The organism is Halolamina rubra (genome assembly GCF_000739555.1).
In the GTDB taxonomy this organism is placed as follows: domain Archaea; phylum Halobacteriota; class Halobacteria; order Halobacteriales; family Haloferacaceae; genus Halolamina; species Halolamina rubra.
Map to the genome: position 1 here is coordinate 12,540 of NZ_BBJN01000037.1, position 18,533 is coordinate 31,072.

23 protein-coding genes and 1 pseudogene are annotated in these 18,533 nt (G+C 70.6%); 8 read left to right on the forward strand and 16 right to left on the reverse strand.

Features of this window, described 5'->3' with window-relative positions; genetic code table 11:
- Positions 1-39: 39 nt before the first annotated feature.
- The 5 genes from ACP95_RS10585 to ACP95_RS10605 are packed head-to-tail and all read right to left on the reverse strand — an operon-like array spanning position 40 to position 2,468.
- On the reverse strand, positions 40-705 hold the full coding sequence (locus tag ACP95_RS10585) for a translation initiation factor IF-6 (protein ID WP_049981176.1): 666 nt from the start codon (positions 703-705) through the stop codon (positions 40-42).
- Between the two features lie 6 nt (positions 706-711).
- A complete protein-coding gene (locus ACP95_RS10590) occupies positions 712-990 on the reverse strand; it encodes a 50S ribosomal protein L31e (protein WP_049981177.1) in 279 nt (92 codons plus the stop codon).
- Positions 990-1,142: a 50S ribosomal protein L39e gene (locus tag ACP95_RS10595; protein WP_049981178.1), complete on the reverse strand. Its 153-nt coding sequence runs from the start codon at positions 1,140-1,142 to the stop codon at positions 990-992. Before ACP95_RS10595 ends, ACP95_RS10590 begins: the two co-directional genes overlap by 1 nt.
- A gap of 50 nt (positions 1,143-1,192) precedes the next feature.
- A complete protein-coding gene (locus ACP95_RS10600) occupies positions 1,193-1,726 on the reverse strand; it encodes a hypothetical protein (protein WP_049981179.1) in 534 nt (177 codons plus the stop codon).
- A gap of 52 nt (positions 1,727-1,778) precedes the next feature.
- On the reverse strand, positions 1,779-2,468 hold the full coding sequence (locus ACP95_RS10605; RefSeq protein WP_049981180.1) for a DUF5828 family protein: 690 nt from the start codon (positions 2,466-2,468) through the stop codon (positions 1,779-1,781).
- 170 nt (positions 2,469-2,638) lie between these two features.
- On the opposite strand from ACP95_RS10605, the gene thrC reads away from it, so the two are divergent.
- Positions 2,639-3,940 carry a threonine synthase gene (gene thrC, locus ACP95_RS10610; RefSeq protein ID WP_049981181.1) on the forward strand — a complete coding sequence of 434 codons (1,302 nt, stop codon included), beginning with the start codon at positions 2,639-2,641 and terminating at the stop codon, positions 3,938-3,940.
- A gap of 58 nt (positions 3,941-3,998) precedes the next feature.
- Positions 3,999-4,643 (forward strand): DUF7095 family protein, encoded by a 645-nt coding sequence (locus tag ACP95_RS10615; RefSeq protein ID WP_049981182.1) that lies wholly within the window; start codon positions 3,999-4,001, stop codon positions 4,641-4,643.
- Positions 4,644-4,685: 42 nt separating this feature from the next.
- Here ACP95_RS10615 and ftsZ read toward each other — a convergent pair whose 3' ends face one another.
- From ftsZ to ACP95_RS10630, 3 genes are all read right to left on the reverse strand, one after another.
- Entirely contained in the window at positions 4,686-5,885 is a 1,200-nt protein-coding gene (gene ftsZ, locus ACP95_RS10620; protein ID WP_049981183.1) for a cell division protein FtsZ, read from the reverse strand.
- A gap of 3 nt (positions 5,886-5,888) precedes the next feature.
- Positions 5,889-6,065: a ribbon-helix-helix domain-containing protein gene (locus tag ACP95_RS10625; protein WP_049981184.1), complete on the reverse strand. Its 177-nt coding sequence runs from the start codon at positions 6,063-6,065 to the stop codon at positions 5,889-5,891.
- A gap of 183 nt (positions 6,066-6,248) precedes the next feature.
- Positions 6,249-6,710 carry a double zinc ribbon domain-containing protein gene (locus ACP95_RS10630; protein ID WP_049981185.1) on the reverse strand — a complete coding sequence of 154 codons (462 nt, stop codon included), beginning with the start codon at positions 6,708-6,710 and terminating at the stop codon, positions 6,249-6,251.
- Between the two features lie 134 nt (positions 6,711-6,844).
- Between ACP95_RS10630 and ACP95_RS10635 the strand changes: the two genes are divergently transcribed.
- Complete coding sequence (locus tag ACP95_RS10635) at positions 6,845-7,456, forward strand: translation initiation factor IF-2 subunit beta (protein ID WP_049981186.1); 612 nt, start codon at positions 6,845-6,847, stop codon at positions 7,454-7,456.
- Positions 7,457-7,483: 27 nt separating this feature from the next.
- Here ACP95_RS10635 and ACP95_RS10640 read toward each other — a convergent pair whose 3' ends face one another.
- Together ACP95_RS10640 and ACP95_RS10645 are read right to left on the reverse strand one after the other, a co-directional pair.
- The gene (locus ACP95_RS10640) at positions 7,484-8,203 is read right to left on the reverse strand and encodes a DUF7530 family protein (protein ID WP_049981187.1); all 720 of its coding nucleotides are present in this window, start codon (positions 8,201-8,203) and stop codon (positions 7,484-7,486) included.
- On the reverse strand, positions 8,203-9,108 hold the full coding sequence (locus ACP95_RS10645; RefSeq protein ID WP_049981188.1) for an NAD(P)H-binding protein: 906 nt from the start codon (positions 9,106-9,108) through the stop codon (positions 8,203-8,205). The genes ACP95_RS10640 and ACP95_RS10645 overlap by 1 nt, the downstream gene beginning before the upstream one ends.
- A 198-nt stretch (positions 9,109-9,306) precedes the next feature.
- Here ACP95_RS10645 and ACP95_RS10650 point away from each other — a divergent pair, with 198 nt between their 5' ends.
- The 5 genes from ACP95_RS10650 (at position 9,307) to ACP95_RS10670 (ending at position 14,733) form a co-directional block, all read left to right on the forward strand.
- Positions 9,307-10,848, forward strand: coding sequence for an ABC transporter substrate-binding protein (locus ACP95_RS10650; protein WP_049981189.1), 1,542 nt, complete (start codon positions 9,307-9,309; stop codon positions 10,846-10,848).
- Between the two features lie 24 nt (positions 10,849-10,872).
- Positions 10,873-11,814 carry a carbohydrate ABC transporter permease gene (locus ACP95_RS10655; protein WP_049981190.1) on the forward strand — a complete coding sequence of 314 codons (942 nt, stop codon included), beginning with the start codon at positions 10,873-10,875 and terminating at the stop codon, positions 11,812-11,814.
- Position 11,815: 1 nt separating this feature from the next.
- The gene (locus tag ACP95_RS10660) at positions 11,816-12,685 is read left to right on the forward strand and encodes a carbohydrate ABC transporter permease (RefSeq protein ID WP_049981191.1); all 870 of its coding nucleotides are present in this window, start codon (positions 11,816-11,818) and stop codon (positions 12,683-12,685) included.
- Between the two features lie 66 nt (positions 12,686-12,751).
- A complete protein-coding gene (locus tag ACP95_RS10665; protein WP_082224662.1) occupies positions 12,752-13,954 on the forward strand; it encodes an ABC transporter ATP-binding protein in 1,203 nt (400 codons plus the stop codon).
- Positions 13,955-13,956: 2 nt separating this feature from the next.
- Complete coding sequence (locus ACP95_RS10670; protein ID WP_049981192.1) at positions 13,957-14,733, forward strand: aspartate dehydrogenase domain-containing protein; 777 nt, start codon at positions 13,957-13,959, stop codon at positions 14,731-14,733.
- A gap of 4 nt (positions 14,734-14,737) precedes the next feature.
- On the opposite strand, the gene ACP95_RS10675 is transcribed toward ACP95_RS10670, so the two are convergent.
- The 6 genes and pseudogenes from ACP95_RS10675 to ACP95_RS10700 form a co-directional block, all read right to left on the reverse strand.
- Complete coding sequence (locus ACP95_RS10675) at positions 14,738-15,259, reverse strand: DUF7261 family protein (RefSeq protein WP_154018526.1); 522 nt, start codon at positions 15,257-15,259, stop codon at positions 14,738-14,740.
- A complete protein-coding gene (locus ACP95_RS10680) occupies positions 15,256-15,663 on the reverse strand; it encodes a DUF7262 family protein (RefSeq protein ID WP_049981194.1) in 408 nt (135 codons plus the stop codon). The genes ACP95_RS10675 and ACP95_RS10680 overlap by 4 nt, the downstream gene beginning before the upstream one ends.
- Positions 15,656-16,312 (reverse strand): DUF7263 family protein, encoded by a 657-nt coding sequence (locus ACP95_RS10685; RefSeq protein ID WP_049981195.1) that lies wholly within the window; start codon positions 16,310-16,312, stop codon positions 15,656-15,658. The genes ACP95_RS10680 and ACP95_RS10685 overlap by 8 nt, the downstream gene beginning before the upstream one ends.
- On the reverse strand, positions 16,309-16,788 hold the full coding sequence (locus ACP95_RS10690; RefSeq protein WP_049981196.1) for a DUF7266 family protein: 480 nt from the start codon (positions 16,786-16,788) through the stop codon (positions 16,309-16,311). Before ACP95_RS10690 ends, ACP95_RS10685 begins: the two co-directional genes overlap by 4 nt.
- Positions 16,785-17,501 carry a DUF7289 family protein gene (locus ACP95_RS10695; RefSeq protein ID WP_049981197.1) on the reverse strand — a complete coding sequence of 239 codons (717 nt, stop codon included), beginning with the start codon at positions 17,499-17,501 and terminating at the stop codon, positions 16,785-16,787. Before ACP95_RS10695 ends, ACP95_RS10690 begins: the two co-directional genes overlap by 4 nt.
- Positions 17,498-18,533 (reverse strand): annotated as a pseudogene (locus ACP95_RS10700) (type II secretion system F family protein); the annotation flags it as partial. The gene ACP95_RS10695 and the pseudogene ACP95_RS10700, both read right to left, overlap by 4 nt.

Sequence of the window (18,533 nt, forward strand, 5' to 3'; positions counted from 1 at the left end):
GGAGTGACACGGCGGTCACTCCCGGTCGCTCGCCGTGGCTCAGTCTAGGTAGCCCAGCGTGTCCTCGATGCGACCCAGCTCCGGCCCGGTGGTGTCGCGCCCGACGACGTACCCCTCGTCGTTGGCGACCAGCCCCGAGCCGACTAGCGGGGCGCCGTAGTTGATCGTCCCCACGTCGGCGTACACGTCGAGCAGCTCCTCGAGCGCCTCCAGCTCGGCCTCGCGGGCGTCGGGCTGACAGAGCACGCCCTCGTTGGTTGCCACCGCGGCGGTGCCGACGGTGTCCACGTCGCCCAGCGAGCCGCGCTCGACGGGGACCGCCAGCGCCTCGGCGACGGCGTCGACCTGCTCGTCGGTCAGCTCCGGGTGGACGTACGCGCCGCTGTCGTTCGCGAGCACGACGTTGCCGGCGGCGTTGATCTTCCCGGGCAGCCCGTAGACGGGCCGCTCGGTCGCCGACTCGATGCGCTCGCGCTCGCGGTCGGTGACCCGCCCGGAGACGAGCAGGCCGTTCTCGTTCCCGACAGAGAGGGCGCCGACGGTGTTGGAGCCGGCGACAGTGGTCGGGAGGACGTCGACGCCGAGCTCGTCGCTCATCCCCTCGATCACGTCCTCCTCGGCGTCGGGGCGGATCAGCAGACAGTCGTCGGTCGCTCGCGCGAACACCCCGACGTACGAGGAGCCGGCGAAAGCCGCGCGGAACACAGCGTGTTACTCCGCCGGCTCGGCCTCGACGACCGTCTCGCCGTCCTCGTCGAAGCGGGCGGCGCGGACCCGGATCGAACTCGGGGGCTTGCTGCGCCCGCGCTCCCAGACCGTCTCGTTGACGGCCGGGTCCAGGCGGACCTCCTCCTCCTCGACGGAGAACTGGGTCGCGAGGTGCTCGGTGACGATCGACATCGCGGCGTCGGCCCGCTCCTGCTTGGGCGCGTTCTTGGCGTCTCGCAGCGGGACGGTGACGACCCGCTCCTCGAAGTCACTCGCGCTCATTACTCGTCGATGTTAGACCGCCGCCAGTTGCGCCGCTTCGGGTTGCGGGTGACTTCCATATCCGTCTTCATCATCACCCACGCCGGCACGCGGGAGTTCTGCCGCTCCTTCTTGCCGAGTCGCTTCTTCTGTGCTTTCGACTTCTTCCCCATAGTGGCCGTGAGTTCCCTCGCTCGACGTAAAACGCTGTCCATCCCGTCGCTCAGGGGAGCGACTCGATCCCGAGATGCACTGTGAGGCTGAGTTCCTCCCCCGCCCGGGCTGCGTGGTGGAAGCCACAGGCCCGATGGTTCCCATCGAGCAGTACGGGCGGCCACTCCTCGTTGCGCTGCCACGCGACCGCAGCACCGAACTCCTCGTCGGCGTGCTCGGCGAACCACGAAATCTTGTCGGCGGCGTCGGGGAAGTCGTCGACGACCGACGGGTCGTCCAGCCGTTCGACCGCTCCTGCCACGGTGCCGTCCCCGGAGAGGTGGTCCCACGCTGGTTCCGGGAACGTCCCCAGTTCGCCCGCTTCGTCGCCGGTCAGTTCGACCGCGCGCCAGTGGCGCCCATCGTCGACGGCCGGCTCCGCCGGCTCTTCGTACGTGTCGGTCAGTTCTCGGCGGAGCCGCTCGCGGTCCCAGTCGGTCGGATCGGCGTCGGGGTAGCCCTCCTTCCGTGCTTCACGCTCGACCCACTCGCGGAGTACCGTCTCGACGGCGACGCACTCGCCCCGGTCGATCCAGTCGGTCACGGGCTGAGTGCTGTCGGGAGAACGACCAAATCGATTGCGGTCGGGCAGTGGTTCAGTTCCGCGTCGACTTGGAGCTCCCCTCGTTGTCGGGGGAGGAGAACTCCGCGCCCTCGACGGCCTCGGCGGCCTCGACCTGCTTCTCGGTGTCGACGTGCCAGCGGTCGACCTCGTCGTCGTACTCCGCCAACCGGTCGCTGACCTCGTCTTTCAGCTCGTCGTCGTTGACGTTCACCTCGAACACGAACTCCGTCTCGCCGCCCCGCGAGCTGCGCTGGATGTTGGCGCTGATGAGCTCGTTGTCGAAGTAGTACGGCGCGAGCTGGGTCATCACCTTCCGGTAGACGGTGTCCTCGACGGTCCGGATCGCCTTCCGGCCCGCCGAGTCCGCCGCGCGGGTCGCGTAGTCGATCGAGTCCTGCCAGCGCTGCAGGGCGCCGTCGTTGTCGCCCTCCTCGACTTTCTCGTAGGACTCGGTCAGCTTCTCGCCCGCGGACTTGATGTCCTCCTCGGGGCCCTTCCCCTCGCGCTCGCCGGGGCCCTCGCTGATGCTCGCCTGCTCCGCGGTCTTCTCCTCGACGTCCTCGCCGAGGGTCTCGTGGGCCTTCGGCCGCCACTCGTCCCAGGCCTCGAACGCCTCGCTCTCGACGCCGGCGTCCCGGAGCGCGCGGCTGATGCGTTCGCCGTGTTCGACGATGTCGCCCCACGAGCCCCGCTGTTTGAAGCCCGCGATGCTCTCCTCCATCTTGGTGGAGCGAACGGCACGACGACACATAAGTCCACGTAGTCCCTGTGCACGTACCGCACGGCGGCGCTCCCGGCGTCACGCTCCCCGGCCGCCGCGACGTGGCGGGCGGGCGACGGGGCGGCCCGACGGCGGCCCACTTTTCTCCCCCGCGCCCCCAGCCACAGTCGATGACCGACGCGCTCTCGCTCGACGCCCCGGCGCCGGTTCGCCCCGACGGCGTCGACGCCGACTGCTGGCTGGCCTGTATCGACTGCGGCGAGACGTACCCGCCGTTCGCGGCGGTGCGCTACTCGTGTGACGACTGCGGCGGCCTGCTCGAGGTCCGCTACGCCGACCTCCCCGACTGGGACGCGTTCTCCGGCCGGGGGGTCTGGCGCTACGCCGCCGCCCTGCCGTTCGAGACGGGCCGGACCGGCCCCATGGACCCCGAGCACCCCTCGGGGGTGAGCCTCCCGGAGGGGGACACGCCGCTGTACGAACTCCCCCGCCTCGAGGCCGACCTGGGCGTCGACCGCCTGCGCGTGAAACACGAGGGGATGAACCCCACCGGGAGCTTCAAGGACCGCGGCATGACCGTCGGCGTCGGCGCCGCCGCCGCGGTCGGCGTCGACCGCCTCGCCTGCGCGTCGACGGGCAACACCTCCGCCGCGCTCGCAGCCTACGGCGCCCGCGCGGGCCTGGAGACGCTCGTCCTCCTGCCCGCGGGGAAGGTCGCCGCGGGGAAGGTCGCCCAGGCCGCGCTGCACGACGCCCGGATCCTCGAGGTCGACGGCAACTTCGACGACTGTCTCGACCTCGTGCAGGAGCTCGCGACCCGCGGCGAGGCGTACCTGCTCAACTCGCTCAACCCGTTCCGCCTGGAGGGCCAGAAGACGATCGGCCTCGAGATCCTCGAGCAGTTCCGCGACGAGGAGGGCGGGTTCCCGGACCGGGTCGTGCTCCCGGTCGGGAACGCGGGCAACACCGCGGCGCTGTACAAGTGTTTCCGCGAACTCGTGCAGGCCGGCGCGCTGGCCCGCGAGGACGTGCCGAAGCTCACCGGCGTGCAGGCCGCCGGCGCCGCGCCGTTCGTCGAGGCGATCGAGTCCGGCAGCGACGGCGTCGAGCGCTGGGAGGACGTCGAGACCCGGGCGACCGCGATCCGGATCGGCGAGCCCGTCAACGCGCCGAAGGCGCTCCCCGGCGTGCGGGAGACCGGCGGCACCGCCGTCGCCGTCGACGACGACGCCATCACCGCGGCCCAGCGCGATCTCGCCCGGGAGGGGGTCGGCGTCGAGCCCGCCTCCGCGGCGTCGATCGCCGGTTTGCGGGAGCTCAGGAACCGCGGCGTCGTCGACGCCGACGAGCGCGTCGTCTGTCTGACCACCGGCCACCTGCTGAAGGATCCCGAGGCGGCGGCCGCCGCGAGCGACGACCCCGAACCGGTCGCGAACGACGTGGACGCGGTGCTGGAGCTCGTCGGCGAGTAGCGGTCGACAGACGACAGCCAGCGTCAGCCTCTTGCTCGCGCCGCCGTTCTCCCTCGCTATGGAGCGTGCCGCCGCCCTCTCCCGCGTCGAAACCCTGCTCGACACCGTCGATAACGACACCATGCCCGTGCCGGTCCGGGAGGTGTGGCTCTACGGTGACGCCGCACTCGGGCTCGATCCGGTCGACCGCCTCGAAATCTACCTCACGAAAGACATCCTGCTGGAGAGCGACGACGAGGCCGCCGAGCGCTTCGAGCGGGAGTACGGAGTCCAGGGCGTCGGTAGCACCGTCCGGACGGAGTGGGCCGAGCAACACCCCGACTGCCTGCGGGCGAGCGAGAACGGGTACGCCGCCCCCGAGAAGTGTCTGGCTGCCCACCTCACCCGTCCCGACGAGCCGATCCACCTCGAAGTCTGCAACGCCTCCTTCGGCGACAACGTCACCCAGCGCCTGCAGGGGGCGCTCGACCGCGACGCGTACGAGCAGGTGATCGACCCCCGCGGGGCGTGTCTCTGGGTCGACGGCGAACGCGAGACCGAGACGATCGAGAAACTCCGGGCGGGCGAACTCGCGTTCCCGACGCTGCCCGAAGCGCTGGGGATGCTCGGCGCCGACGAGGACGACGCGCGTGCGGCCGCCGAGGCGGTGAACGACCGCCGTGAAGAACAGGACGGCGCGACCGTCCGCGGCGACGTAGTGTAGCGACGGCTCGCCGACCGAGAAAACGTAGAGAACGGGGTTGCGCTAGCGGATGACGTCGACGTTGCTGTTCGAGTCGTCGGGCTCGTGCCCGCCGCCGTCGCGCGCCGCACCGCCGCGCTGGGTCGCGGTCTGGGCGTTGCTCTTGGCGTCGAAGTCGACGTCCTCGAGGTCGTCCTCCCCGAGCGCGCGCCGGGACTCGTTGGCCTGCTTCTGGGTCGTCGAGCCCAGCACCTGCGCGGACTGGACGCCGGTCATGATGGCCATGACCCGCACCTTACCCTTGTACTCCTCCTGGATCCGAGCGCCCCAGATGACGTTGGCGCTGGCCTCCAGCCGCTCGGTGATGTTGTCGGCGATCCCCTCGGCCTCCTTCAGCGTGAGGTCGGGGCCGCCGGTGATGTGGACCAGCCCGCCGGTGGCGCCGCGGTAGTCCACGTCCAGCAGCGGGTGGTTCATCGCGTCGTTGACGACCTCGTCGGTCTTGTTGGAGTCCTGGGTCTCGCCGACGAGCATCACGGCGACGCCGCCCTGATTCATGATCGTGGACATGTCCGCGTAGTCCAGATTGATCAGCGACGGCTGCGTGATGGTCTCGGAGATGCCCTTGACGGTCTCGGCGATGATCTGGTCCATCACCGAGAACGCCTTCCCGATCGGGAGGTTGGGCACGTAGTCGAGCAGTCGGTTGTTGTCCAGGACGATGATCGAGTCGGCCTCCTCGCGGAGCTTCTCCAGCCCCTCCTCGGCCTTCACCGTGCGGGCGCGCTCGACGTTGAACGGCGTCGACACCATCCCGACGACGATTGCGCCCTGCTCTTTAGCGATGTTGGACACGACCGGCGCCGCGCCGGTGCCGGTACCGCCGCCCATCCCGGCGGTCACGAACACCAGGTCCGCGTCGCCAAGCACCTCCTTGATCGTCCCCTGGGCCATCTCGGTGGCGCGCTCGCCCATCTCGGGGTCGCCGCCAGCACCGAGCCCCTGCGTGAGGGATTTGCCGACGAGGATCTTCGTGTCGGCCTCGATCATCTTGAGGTGCTGTTTGTCCGTGTTGATCGCCACGGTCTCGGCGCCGTCGACGCCGATGTTGTACAGCCGGTTGATCGTGTTGTTCCCGGCGCCGCCGGCGCCGACGATGACGATCCGGGGATCCCCGAACTCGTCGTCGTCGCTTTCGACGTCCTGCATCGATCGCTGCTCGGCCTCCGCGTTGTCGAGTGCGTCCTGAACGATGTCCTGCATGTATTACACCTTGGCCCAGCTGCGATCGCGACTCGTCCCCTCGGACGCGTCGCTCTCGTTGATCATTTCGCGGACGGCCGACCGGATCGCCTCGCTCCGGTTCGGGAACTCCCCGGTCTCGACCATCTGTTCGACCTCTTCCACCTGTTGTCGCGGTATTCGCAGTGTGACACGCTCCATTGTTGGTTTCCCCCGGTAAGACGAACCGGCGCGAGCCGTCGCCTACAGTCCCAACCGACCGGGGTCCCCGCCCCGACCGGCGCTGTAAGACGACCGTCTTACGCGTGACCACCAACGTAGCTATCCATTAAAAAGCTACCGCCGATTTCACCCCGGATGTAAGACACTCCCGTCGGACAGGGGTTACGCGCGGTCGAACCTGCCCGAGGCCGGGCTGCGTCGGCCACACCCGGGGCAGAACGTCCAGTCCGCCTGGATCTCGGCGCCGCACTCACAGTGGGCCTGCCGCTCGCGCTCCTCGCCGCAGTTCGGGCAGAAGGAGTGTTCGGCGTTCAGGCGCTCTCCGCACTGTTTACACGCGTTCTCGTCGTTGACGCTCATCTCGTCGCCGCTCCGGTCCGCGGTGTCGTCGACCGCCGTCGGCGCCGCGCCGTCGAAGCTGACGTTGATCGTGAGCTCGGGCGCCCCGGTCGCGTCGTCGACGCGCATCTCGGGCGTCGTCGTCACCTCCCGTCCCGTCCCCACCTCCGGATGGCGGTCCAGGAACTCCCGCAGCGCCTCGCGCATCACCTCGCTCTTGGAGGCGTCGAGCACGTCCAGCTGCTCGACGAGCGCGTCGTCGGCGCGGAAGGTGATCTTGCTCATGCCCCCGCTCGTTGACAGGCATGGGTTAAGTAGTTTCCCCATAACTACCCGTTTCGCCCCGCGTTCGCGCACGCGTAGAAGAGCGATAGCGTCCCCTCGGAAGCCATAAACCCCCTGCGCCGATTACTACGGGTATGGAGTACGAGGAGCAACTCGACCGGGCACTCGAGAACGTGCCCGAACTCGGGGGGAGCGACGAGCGTCTCAGCGTCCCCGACCCGGAAGTACAGAAAGACGGGGCGTTCACCCGACTCACCAACCTGAAGGAGATCGCCGACGCGCTCTCGCGGGACCCCGAACACCTCCACCGCGAGATCCAGGGCGAGCTCGGCACCGCCGGCCAGCTCGGCGACGGCCGCTCGCGCTACAACGGGAGCTTCTCCGAGCGGGACTTCCAGGCGGCGATCGACAGCTACATCGAGGAGTTCGTCCGCTGTTCGGAGTGTGGCCTCCCGGACACCCGGCTGGTCAACGAGGACGGCACGATGATGCTGCGGTGTGAGGCCTGTGGGGCGTTCCGCCCGGTCACCAAGCAGTCCACCTCCAGCAGCCAGCAGCCCAGCACGGAGATCGAGGAGGGCGAGACGTACGAGGTCGAGATCACCGACACCGGCCGGAAGGGCGACGGCGTCGCCAAGCGCGGCGACTACACCATGTTCGTCTCCGGCGCCGAGGAGGGCGAGACCGTCCGCGCCCGCGTCAACAACGTCTCGGGCAACCTCGTGTTCGCCCGCAAAGTGAACTAACCGACGCCGTCCGCTTCTCGTCGGCCGCTACCGTTTTCGCTGCCCGTCGCCGTCCGTCCGTGCCCGACGCTGTAGCACCACCGTCCCGCCGGCGACGACGACGACTGCGAACAGGTGGCCCACCAGCGCGGCCACGAGCACCGGGTGATCGAGCACGAACGGCACCAGCAGCAGCTGCACCCCGGCGAACAGGACGTTCAGCGCGTCCAGCCGGGTGAGCTCGCGGGTCGTCGCGGCGTCGAAGCCGTACCGGAGCGCGCGCCAGAACCCGACCACCGTCGCCCACCAGCAGGCGCCGATCCGGTAGATCACGTCCCAGGTGACCAACAGCAGCAGTACGACCGCCACCACCGGCGGCTCCGACCCGAGCAATCCGGCCAGCAGCGACCCGCCGTCACCCGGGTCGACGACGAACAGGTAGGTGACGAACAGCACGAACGCCATGACGCTGAGCGCCAGCTCGATGCTGGAGCCGAACAGCAGCCGCCGGTAGCCGTCGGGTGGCTGGAGCCGCCGGACCGTCCGGCTGAACGTCAGCATCAGCCAGCTCCCCGCGACGGCGACGACGATCGCGGCCGTGGCGGCCGGCACCGCCGACCAGAGCCCGTACACGCCCGCCACGGCCAGCACGATCGCCTCGAACACGACGAACTGGGTGACCAGCGCGGCCCGGTCGGAGAGGTTCAGCCCCGGGACGGCGCCGATGAGGCTCTCGTACACCCACGTCTCCCCGTACTGTGGCGCCATCAGCGACCGCCACCGGCGGTCTCCTCGTCGATCGCCCGCTCGACGGCCGTCTCGAACGGCGTGAGCTCGACCGGCACCAGCGACCGGATGCGGTCGTCGGTCACCACCACGTCGGTCGCCATCCCGTCGATGAGGGGGTGGGCGACGCCGGCCGGCACGTCGGTGACGAGGTCGACCCAGTACGCCGAGAGCCGCGGCGTGAGCACGGGCACCGGGACGATGTACGGCTCGCGGCCCGTGAGGATCCGGCCGACCGTCGACAGCATCTCCCGGTACGTCAGCAGCTCCGGGCCGCCGATCTCGAACGTCCCGCCCGCGGTCTCGGGGGCGTCGAGCACGCCGACGAGGTACGCGATCACGTCCGCGATCGCGATCGGCTGAACTCGGGTCGACACCCAGCGCGGCGTGATCATCACCGGGAGCCGGGAGCTCAGCTGGCGCACGATCCGGAAGCTGGCGCTCCCGTGGCCGACGATGATGGCCGCCCGGAGCACGGTCAGCTCGTACGCCCCGCGGCCGAGCACCGCCTCCACCTCCCGGCGCGAGCGCAGGTGCGCCGAGAGGTCGTCGCCGGACACGCCCAGCCCGCTGAGGTAGATCACGCGGTCGACGCCCGCCGCCTCGGCCGCGCTGGCGAAGTTGCGCGCCCCGCGTCTGTCGCGCTCCTCGAAGCCGCGGCCGCCACCCATCGCGTGGATCAGGTAGTAGGCGGCGTCGACGTCCGCCAGCGCGTCGTCGAGCCCCGCGGGTTCGAGCACGTCGCCCTCGTACACGGCGACGTTGTCGGGTGCGTCGTACCGCGTCCGGTCCCTGACGAGCACCGACACCTCGTGGCCGGCGTCGAGCAGCGCCGGCACCAGCCGCTGGCCGACGAACCCGGTGGCGCCCGTGACGAGAACGTTCATACGCCCGATACGCTCTCGCGGCGCTTAGGTGCTGGGACGGTGGCCCCCGCTCGGCCTCCCGCGACCACCCCGCCAGCTTCGAACCGCACGTTCGGCTCACACCGAAAACGACGATTATCGGGCTTAGGACGCTCTTAACCGACGGTTAGGACGTTCTTTCAGGAAAAGTGATATATCTGTCCACTTCGAACTGTGAGTGTGCCACACAGTACCAACCTCGACCGACGGACGCTGTTGAAACTCACGAGCGCCGGCGCGGTCGGCTCGATCGCCGGCTGTCTCGGCGGGAACGGCGACGACGACGGCGGCGCGGACTGGGAGGAGGCGGTGACGGGGCTGAACCTCGGCGAGGGCTGGCAGGCCCGGCGCATCGGCGCCGCCGACGACTGGCCGATCGAGCAGCGCCGCCAGGTTCCCGACCGGCAGAACGACACGACGTGGACCGACTCGGGCGCGTTCCAGAGCGCGGCCGAGAACGACGTGTGGACGCCGCCCGACGGCTGGGAGGAGACCGCCGCGGGCGACGTGGACAGCATCACCATCCTCAACCACGGCGCCGCGAACATGGAGTTCGACCCCGCGACGCTGGCGGCCCACGAGCTGTTCACCGAACAGACCGGGATCGACGTCGAGGTGATCGAGATCGGCGTCGACCAGGCGAACACGCGCGAACAGCAGTTCCTCTCCTCGGAGGAGCCCAGCCCCCACGCGTTCAACGTCGACGGGATCCTCGTCCCGCAGTTCGTCCAGCAGGGGTATCTGGAGGTGACGGACGCACTGTATCCGGAGGGGAGCTATGAGCCGTACATCCCGGCGCTGCAGAGCCTGGTCCGGTGGGATCTCGACGAGTCCCGCGAGGGGACCCACACGTACGGCTACCCCAACATCGGCGAGGCGAGCATGGGTCACCTGCGGCCCGACCTCGTCGAGGAGCAGGGGATCGACCCCAGCCGCTTCGACGGCGAGTGGACGTGGGACCTGCTCGAAGAACTGGGCGAGGCGTTCGACGGCACCGACGTGAACGCGTTCGCGTACTACGCGGGCACGTCGACGTATCTCGCCTACTCCTTCCGCGAACTGCTGTTCCAGCAGGGCGGCAGCATGGTCCAGGACGACGGGACGGTCGTGATGAACTCGCCGGCCGCGGTCCGGGTGATCCGGAAGATGAAGGAGTGGCGCGACGCCGGCTACGTGCCGAGCGACGTGATCTCCTACGGCGAGGGGGACATCGTCGACCTGTACGCCTCGGGCCAGCTCGCGTACACGACGGCGTTCAGCGACTTCGTCCCGCGGCTGCTGCAGGAGTACGAGCCCGGCTCCGAGTACCAGGTCGTCGTGCCGCCGGCCGCCAACGCCGGCCCGTCGCCGACGCAAGCGGGGCTCGTGGCGCCCAACACCACCAGCATCAACCGCTTCTCCGAAACCGGCGAGAAGCTGGCGGCGATGCTGTACGGCGACCTGAAGCTGAGCTACTACACCCAGTGGCTGGAGTTCACCTACGAGGGGAACATCTCCTACATGGAGCAGGTGTACACCGACTCCGCGGAGAACGAGTTCGTCACGTTCGGGGACAACATCGGCCAGGCGATCGAGGCCGGCCAGCTCGAGCTGTTCCCGCAGATGGCGTCGGTGTTCCAGCAGATGCTGAGTCCGGTCCAGCGCGCGCTCCAGGGCGAGATGAGCCCGCAGGCGGCGATGGATCAGGTGCAGGACTTCGTCGACGACGAGATCAACGACTGATGGCGGCGACTGCCGGAGGCACCCATGGCGGCTGAGGAGCTCGGGGGCGCCCCCCACGGCGAGGGGGTCGTCGGGCAGCTGTCGGACTGGGTGAACGACCACATCCGGACCGTGCTGCTCGGCCCCTCGCTGGTCGCGCTGTTCGTCGTGTTCATCTACCCCGCGACGATGCTGCTGTGGCTCTCGCTCCAGAACACCCGCGGGATCGGCGAGACGTTCGAGCCGGCGTACAACTACGGCCGCATCTTCACCGACCCGACGTTCTGGAACGCCGTCGAGAAGACGCTGATCTACTCGACGGGCTCGCTGATCCTGTCGGTCGGGGCGGGGCTGGCGATCGCGCTCGCGCTCAACAAGGTGCTCGACAGCCGCGTCCGGAACGCCTACGCCACGCTGATCCTGATCTCGTGGGCGGTGCCGCTCTCGATCGTCGGCGTCACCTGGCGCTGGATGTTCAACGGCCAGCTCGGCGTCGTCAACAAGCTGCTCATCGACCTCGGGATCCTGGAGAGCTCCTACTCCTGGCTCGGCAACTCGCTGTCGGCGATGGTCGTGGTGATCCTCGCCGACTCCTGGTCGCGCATCCCGTTCGCCGCGGTGGTACTGCTGGCCGGGCTGCAGTCGATCCCCCAGGAGATGTACGACGCCGCCAAGATGGACGGGGCGACGACGCTGCAGACGTTCCGACACGTGACGCTGCCGTACCTCCGCCCCTCGTTCTTCGTCGCGGGGCTGATCACGTGGATGTTCGCGTTCCGCGCGTTCGCCATCCCGTTCTCGACGACTGGCGGCGGCCCCGGCGGCGCGACGGAGACCCTCGCTGTGTACATCCACCGCTTCGGCATCCAACTGCTCGACTACGGGTTCGCGTCGGCGGTCTCGGTGTTCCTGGTCGCGGTGACACTGATCGTCGCCACGGGCTACGTCTACTTCATCCTCGAACAGATCGAGGAGATCGAGGTGTAACATGGCGGGCCCGAACTTCACCGTCGAGCAGTACCGGCGCCGACAGCGGCTCTGGAACCTCCTGGAGAGCCGCTACGTCGTCCATCTGGTGCTGTTTCTCGCCGTGTTCTTCATCGTCTCGCCGCTGATCTGGCAGCTGCTCACCTCGTTCAAAACCCAGCAGGGGGTGCTCGAACTCACCTACCTGCCGACCGAGCCGACGCTCGCGGCGTACGAGCGGGCGCTGATCGACCGCGGGTTCTGGCGTGCGGTGGTTAACAGCGTGCTCATCGCCACCGCCTCCACCGTGATCGTGATGATCCTCGGGACGCCGGCGGGCTACGTGTTCAGCCGCTTCCGGTTCCCGTTCGACAACGCGGTGTTCGTGTTCGTGCTGTTCACGCGGCTGTTCCCGCCGATCGGGCTGGTGACGCCGTACTACCGGATCGTCACCACGTTCGGGCTGTTGAACACGAAGACGGGGATCGTCATCGCGAACGTCTACCTCTGGCTCCCGCTCGTGATCTACATCATGCGCAACTTCTTCATCACCATCCCGCAGGCGCTCGACGAGGCCGCCCGCGTCGACGGCTGCACGAAGGTGCAGGCGTTCCGGTACGTCGTGTTCCCGGTCGTCCTCCCGGGGTTCGCGGCCGGGACGATCCTCACCTTCCTCTACTCTTGGCGGGAGTTCCTCTTCGCGTTCACCGTCAGCACGGACCTGAACTCCATGACCATCCCCGTCGCGACGTTCCTGTTCGTCGGCGACGCCGGCATCGACTGGGCGGCGATGGCCGCGGCGGCCATCGTCGCGGTGATCCCCTCGGCGCTGGTGGTGGTGTTCTTCCAGCGCTACATCGTGGTCGGCCTGACCGGGGGGCTGAAAGGATGAGCCTCGCCCCGGCCGCTCGCCACGCGACCGACCCGCCCCGACGACGCGATCACCCAGGTGACTCCCATGAGTGACACGGACCACACGACCGACGGCGCGGCACCGACCGCCGACGAGGATCGGGCGCTGAGCCTCGAACTCGACGGCATCACCAAGGAGTACACCGAGGACGACGGCTCGACGGTCGTCGCCGTCGACGACGTGAGCCTCGACGTGTACGAGGGCGAGTTCATCGTGCTCGTCGGCCCCTCGGGCTGTGGGAAGACCACGACGCTGCGCATCGTCGCCGGGCTCGAGCAGCCGACCCGTGGGAGCCTGCGGATCGGCGGCGAGGACGTGGCCGGCCGGGAGCCCCGGGAGCGCGACATCGCGATGGTGTTCCAGAACTACGCGCTCTACCCCCACAAGACCGTCCGGGGGAACATCGCGTTCCCGCTGAAGATCCGGAAGTACCCCGACGACGAGATCGAGACGCGCGTCCAGGACACCGCGGACCTGCTGGGCATCGGCGAGCTGCTCGACCGCCACCCTGCGGACCTCTCCGGCGGCCAGCAGCAGCGCGTCGCGCTCGGCCGCGCGATCGTGCGCGACCCCGCCGTGTTCCTGTTCGACGAGCCGCTGTCGAACCTCGACGCCAAGCTCCGCATCCAGATGCGGACCGAGCTCAACAAGCTCCACGACCGCGTGGGCCGGACCTCCGTCTACGTCACCCACGACCAGGTCGAGGCGATGACGCTGTCGGACCGCGTGGTCGTGATGAACGACGGCACCGTCCAGCAGGTCGCGCGGCCGAAGACCGTCTACCAGCAGCCCGCCAACCGGTTCGTCGCGGGGTTCATCGGCGAGCCGCCGATGAACTTCTTCCCCGTGACCACCAGCCCTGAGGGCGACCGACTCCGCGTCGACGCCGACGGGTTCTCGCTCGTCCTGCCGCCGGAGATCACCGACACCGTGGCGGCCTGGGACGGCGACACCGACCGCCTCGAACTGGGGATCCGCCCGGAGGCGTTCGAGGACGCCGCGCTGGTCGAGCGCTCGCTCGCGGCGGGCGAGACGTTCCCGGCCTACGTGGCCGTCGTCGAGCCGATGGGGCCGAACACCGACCTCGCACTCCGCCCCGACAACCGCGCCGACGACGAGGCCGCGGAGTTCACCGCCCGGGTCGCCAACGAGACCGACGCCGCGGCCGGCGAGACGATCGAGATCGCCGTCGACACCACCGAGATTCACCTGTTCGACCCCGAGACCGGGGAGAACATCCTCGCCTGACGATGCCCCACCAGATCGGCCTGATCGGCTACGGACGCATCGGCAGCGACCTCGCGGAGCGGGTCCGGGCGGCCCCGGACACCGAGTTGGCGTACGTGTACGTCCGTGCCCCGAAACCCGAGATCGACGAACCCCAGCTCACCGGCCCCGACGAACTCGCCGACCACCCCGTCGACCTCGTCGTCGAGGCGGCGACGCCGGCGGTGCTCGCGGAGTTGGCCGAACCGGCCCTCGCCGGGAGCGACCTGCTGGTCCTCTCGGGCTCGGCGTTCGCCGACCCCGACGTGGAAGCGCGACTGAGCGACCTCGCCACGGCGGGCGACCACGATCTCTACCTGCCCCACGCGGCGCTGTTCGGCATCGACGGGCTCGTCGACGCCCGCGACGCGCTGGAGTCGGTCCACATCGAGGCCCGCAAGGCGCCGAGCCACCTCGACTTCGAGTACGCCGACGCGGTCGACGCAGGCTCCGTCGACGGCGAGACCGTACTCTACGAGGGGCCGACCCGCGGGCTCTGCCGGCGCTTCCCCCGGAACTTCAACTCCCACGCCGCGATGGCGCTGGCGGGGCTGGGGCTCGACGACACCAGCTCCCGGCTCGTCGCCGACCCCGAACAGGAGTCGGCCTACCACCGGATCACGGCGACCGGTCCGGGGTTCGAACTGGAGGCGGTCCGGGACTCCGCGATCGAGGGCGTCACCGGCGACTACACGCTCGTCTCGACGTGGGGGTCGATGCGGCGGGTGCTCGGCGCCGACGAGGGGCTGCGGTTCCTGTAGCTGGCTACCCGTCGGCCCGGATCACCACCGTCAGCGCCGTCTCCCCGCGGTCGTCGACGACCCGGAGGTCGTACGCGACCGCGAGCAGGTGGGTCTCGTCCGCTCGCTCCTGGACGACCATCCCGCCGATCGCCTCGCAGTCGCCGAACAGCCGGCCCGCGCCGCTCGGGCAGTGATCACCCGCCCAGTCGCTCGCGGCGCTAGCGTTGCGCTCGATCCGGACCGCGACCCCGCCGGTCAGCTGCGCGGACTCGATATCCCGCTCCCGCGGCGCGAGCGAGGCGTTTACGCGCCGAACCGCGCCCTCGCGGCCCGCCCACGGGTGGCCCGTCGCCTCGCCGCCGGCCTCGTACACCGCGCGTTCGAGCAGCCGGATCGTCTCGCTACCGGGCGTTTCGGGCGCCGTCGACGCCGTCACGTCCTCGTGGTAGCCCAACTGGAGGTAGGCGAAGCCCAGCGGGATCAGCGCCAGCGCGAGCATCGCCGCCGCGGCGAGCACCATCTGCCCACGGTCGTTCCGGCTCACGCGTACCACACCCAGATTGTCACCCGGCCGCCGACCGTCGGCACCGTCGCGCGCCCGGTCGGCACGCCAGTCGGTCGCTGGAACCCGACGGCGCCGTGGGGCGTTCGGACTCTGTACATCAGGTTCTCCGGCAGGATGCGCTCGACGCGGTGGGCGAGCGCCGCCCGCTCGCGCTCGAACGCGCTCGCCGACTGGGTAACCTCCGAGAGCCTGGTCAGCCCGTCGTGCCGCGGCGGCTCGCGGGAGAGCACCGTCCCGGCGTCCTCGGCGTAGCGGTCGAGCTGGGCGGCGTCGACGCCTGCGGCGGGCAGGCCGAGCGCGAACGTCGCCGTCGCCGCGAACAGCAGCAGCACGCCCAGCCCCGCCTCGACCATCGTGAGCGATAGCTGGCCGCGATCAGTCATCGACGGTCACCCGGAGCGTCGCCTTCTCGGTTCGGAGCGGCCGCGACTCGATCCCGACCTGGGCGGTGCCGCCCGCGAAGGAGAGCGTCGCCGTCTCGTACCGCGAGGGCTCGACGACGAACTGCCCGGCGAGCCCGCCGGGGTCGTGGAGCAGCACCCGGCCGTTCACGCGCACCGTCTCGACGGTCGACCCCGCGGCGAAGGTGAGCTCCACGCGGTCGGTCCGGCGGGGGAGCGTCACCGTGTCGCCGTCGCCGACCGCGACCGAGCGCGAGCGCGTCGTGCGCTCGGCGACGAGCACCACCCGCTCGACGGTGACCCCGGTCGGGTCGCCGCGCTCGAGCAGCGTCTCGCCGCCGAGCCGCACCCGAACCGAGCGGTCCGCGACCGGCGGCGCCAGCGCGTCGAGATCCGCCGCCGAGAGCCCCGCGATCGCCTCGCCGTCGAGCACGTTCTCCCGGACCGTCGTCGCCTCGGCGCTCACCAGCCGCTCGGCGGCGACGCCGGCGGCGCGGCGCTCGCCCGGCTCGCGGTCGGCGCCGGCTAGCGCGCCGTCGGCGACGACCAGCCCCAGCGTCGCCGCCGACACCAGCGCGGTCAGCGCGACCGCCAGCGAGAGCAGGTTCGCCTGTCCGCGGCGCCCGCTCATCGCTCCCCTCCGAGCGCCTCGCGGGCGGTCAGTTCGACGTGCAGTCCGCCGTCGCCGTCGGTCACGAGCACCACCGCGTCGTCGGTGCTCCGCCACGCGCCGCTCACGGCGTCGACGCGCGCCGGGAGCGCGAGGCGGGCGCTGGCGTCGACGGCCGGCGACGGGTGTTCGAGCACCAGCGTCCGGTTCTCGACGGCGATCCCGTAGTTCTCGCCCCGGATCGACCGCGGCAGGTCGACGCCGTGGACCGTCCGCACGTCGCTCGCCCCCGGCGGGACGGCGTTCTCGACGCGCTCGGCCGCCGCGACGACGGCGCGGTCGCCGACCTCCGCGCCGACGGCGTCGCGGTACTCCGGCACCGCGCCGCCGTACAGCGCGGTCGTGAGCACGCCGACGAACAGCACGACGACGGCGACCTCCAGCGCCTTCCCGACCGCGGGGGTGAGTCCGCGGTCGGCGCCGAGATCGGGGCTCACGTCGCCACCTCCAGCTCCGTCTCGTGGAGCACCAGATACCCCGTCCGCTCGCCGGGGAACCGGGCGACGACGCTCTGGTACCTGTCGCCGGCGAACGTTCGGCGGCGCACGCTGGCGTTCGCCGCGGCGAAGTAGCGCTCCCACGCGCCGGGCGCCGCGGTCTCGACCGCGAGGCGGTACTCGCCCGACCCGAGCGCCCGGCGGTCGTGGCTCGTGTCTGTCCGCAGCGTCGCGGTGACGCCCTCGCCGCCGATCGAGACGGTGTCGCCGCCCTTCAGCACGGGCAGCCCGACGAGCAACAGCCCGTCGCCGGTCGCGATCGGCGGCGACTCCTCCAGCACCGATGCGTTGCCGCTGCCGCGAGCCACGCCGCCGGCGAGGAACGTCACCCGGCGGTCGCCCGCCTCGAACACGAGCGCGTTCGCCCGGCGTTCGGCGACGACGCCGTCGCCGTCGAGCAGTCGGACCGTGCGCGGCTCGACCGTCAGGCGCCCCTGGCCGAAGGCGAGCTCGTGGCGCTGCACGCCCGTCGACGCCGAGGGCTCGATCCCCGCCAGCGAGTCGGCGACGCGGTCGGCGTCGGCGGCCGCGGCGTTGCTCTCGACGACGGTGCCGACCCCTGCGGTGAGCGCGCCCATCGAGATCGTCGTGATCGTCAGCAGGAGCGCGACGCCGACGACGTGGGACTGCGCGCGCGCTTCCGGGCCGCTCACGCCAGCCCCACCCCCGCGAACACCGCGGCCGCGAGCGCGCCGAGCAGGCTCGAGTGCAGCAGCGCGTCGTAGGGGCCGCGGCTGGCCATCCCGGCGAACCAGCCCGCGGCGATCGCGGTCGCGACGGCGACGACGGCGAACCGGAACCGCTCCCGTGCCGGCCGGATCGCGTCGGGATCGAGGGCGAAGCCGGCGGAGCCGGGCATCGCCGACAGCTGGGCGAACCCGTCGAGCACGTAGAGGTCGACGGCGACGACGATCCCGACGACCAGCAGCGCGGTGACCCAGCCCACCGCGACGTAAACTGCGAGATCGCTGCGCAGCGCGCGTTTCTCCATGTAGAGCTGGCCGACCTCGGTCTGGAGCGTCTCGAACACCGCTTCCGTGTCGCTGCCGGCGTCGAGCGCGCCCGTCACCAGCCCCATCGTCTGGGCCGCCAGCGGCGTCCCGACGCGGTCGACGAAGCGGTCGAGCGCCGCCGTCCGGCGGTCGGTGCCGTCGGGGCTGTCCGACAGCGAGAGGTCGAACGCCAGCGACGCCACGTCCGCCCCGAGCGGGCCGAGATCCACGTCCTCGGCGACCCGGGCGACCGCCTCGCCGAACGGGCGGCCGAGCCCGACGTGCCCCGAGACCGCGTGGACGAACTCCTGGATCTCCCGGTCCTTCGCGTCGTCGATCCGGGCGCGCCGGACGGCGACGACGCCGACTGGCACGCCCCAGGCGACGTAGCCCGCGAGCAGCGAGGCCAGCGGGTGGATCCCGGCGACGTGGCCCGCGGCGATCCCGCAGAGCGCCAGCGGCGCGAGCACGACGACGGCGCTCGCGGGGTTGGTCGGCGCCGTGCGGAGCGTGGCCAGCGCGCCCTCGGGGCGGCTGTAGGTCACCTGTCGCTCGGTCGGTCGGAGCCGGCCGACCGTCGCCGCCGCGCCGGCGCCGACGAGCAGCACGAACCCGGCGGCGCCGTAGATCAGCACCGCCCGCGGGGTGATCGACCCCAGCGGCGTCGGGATCGCCCGCGAGAGCCCCGGCGCG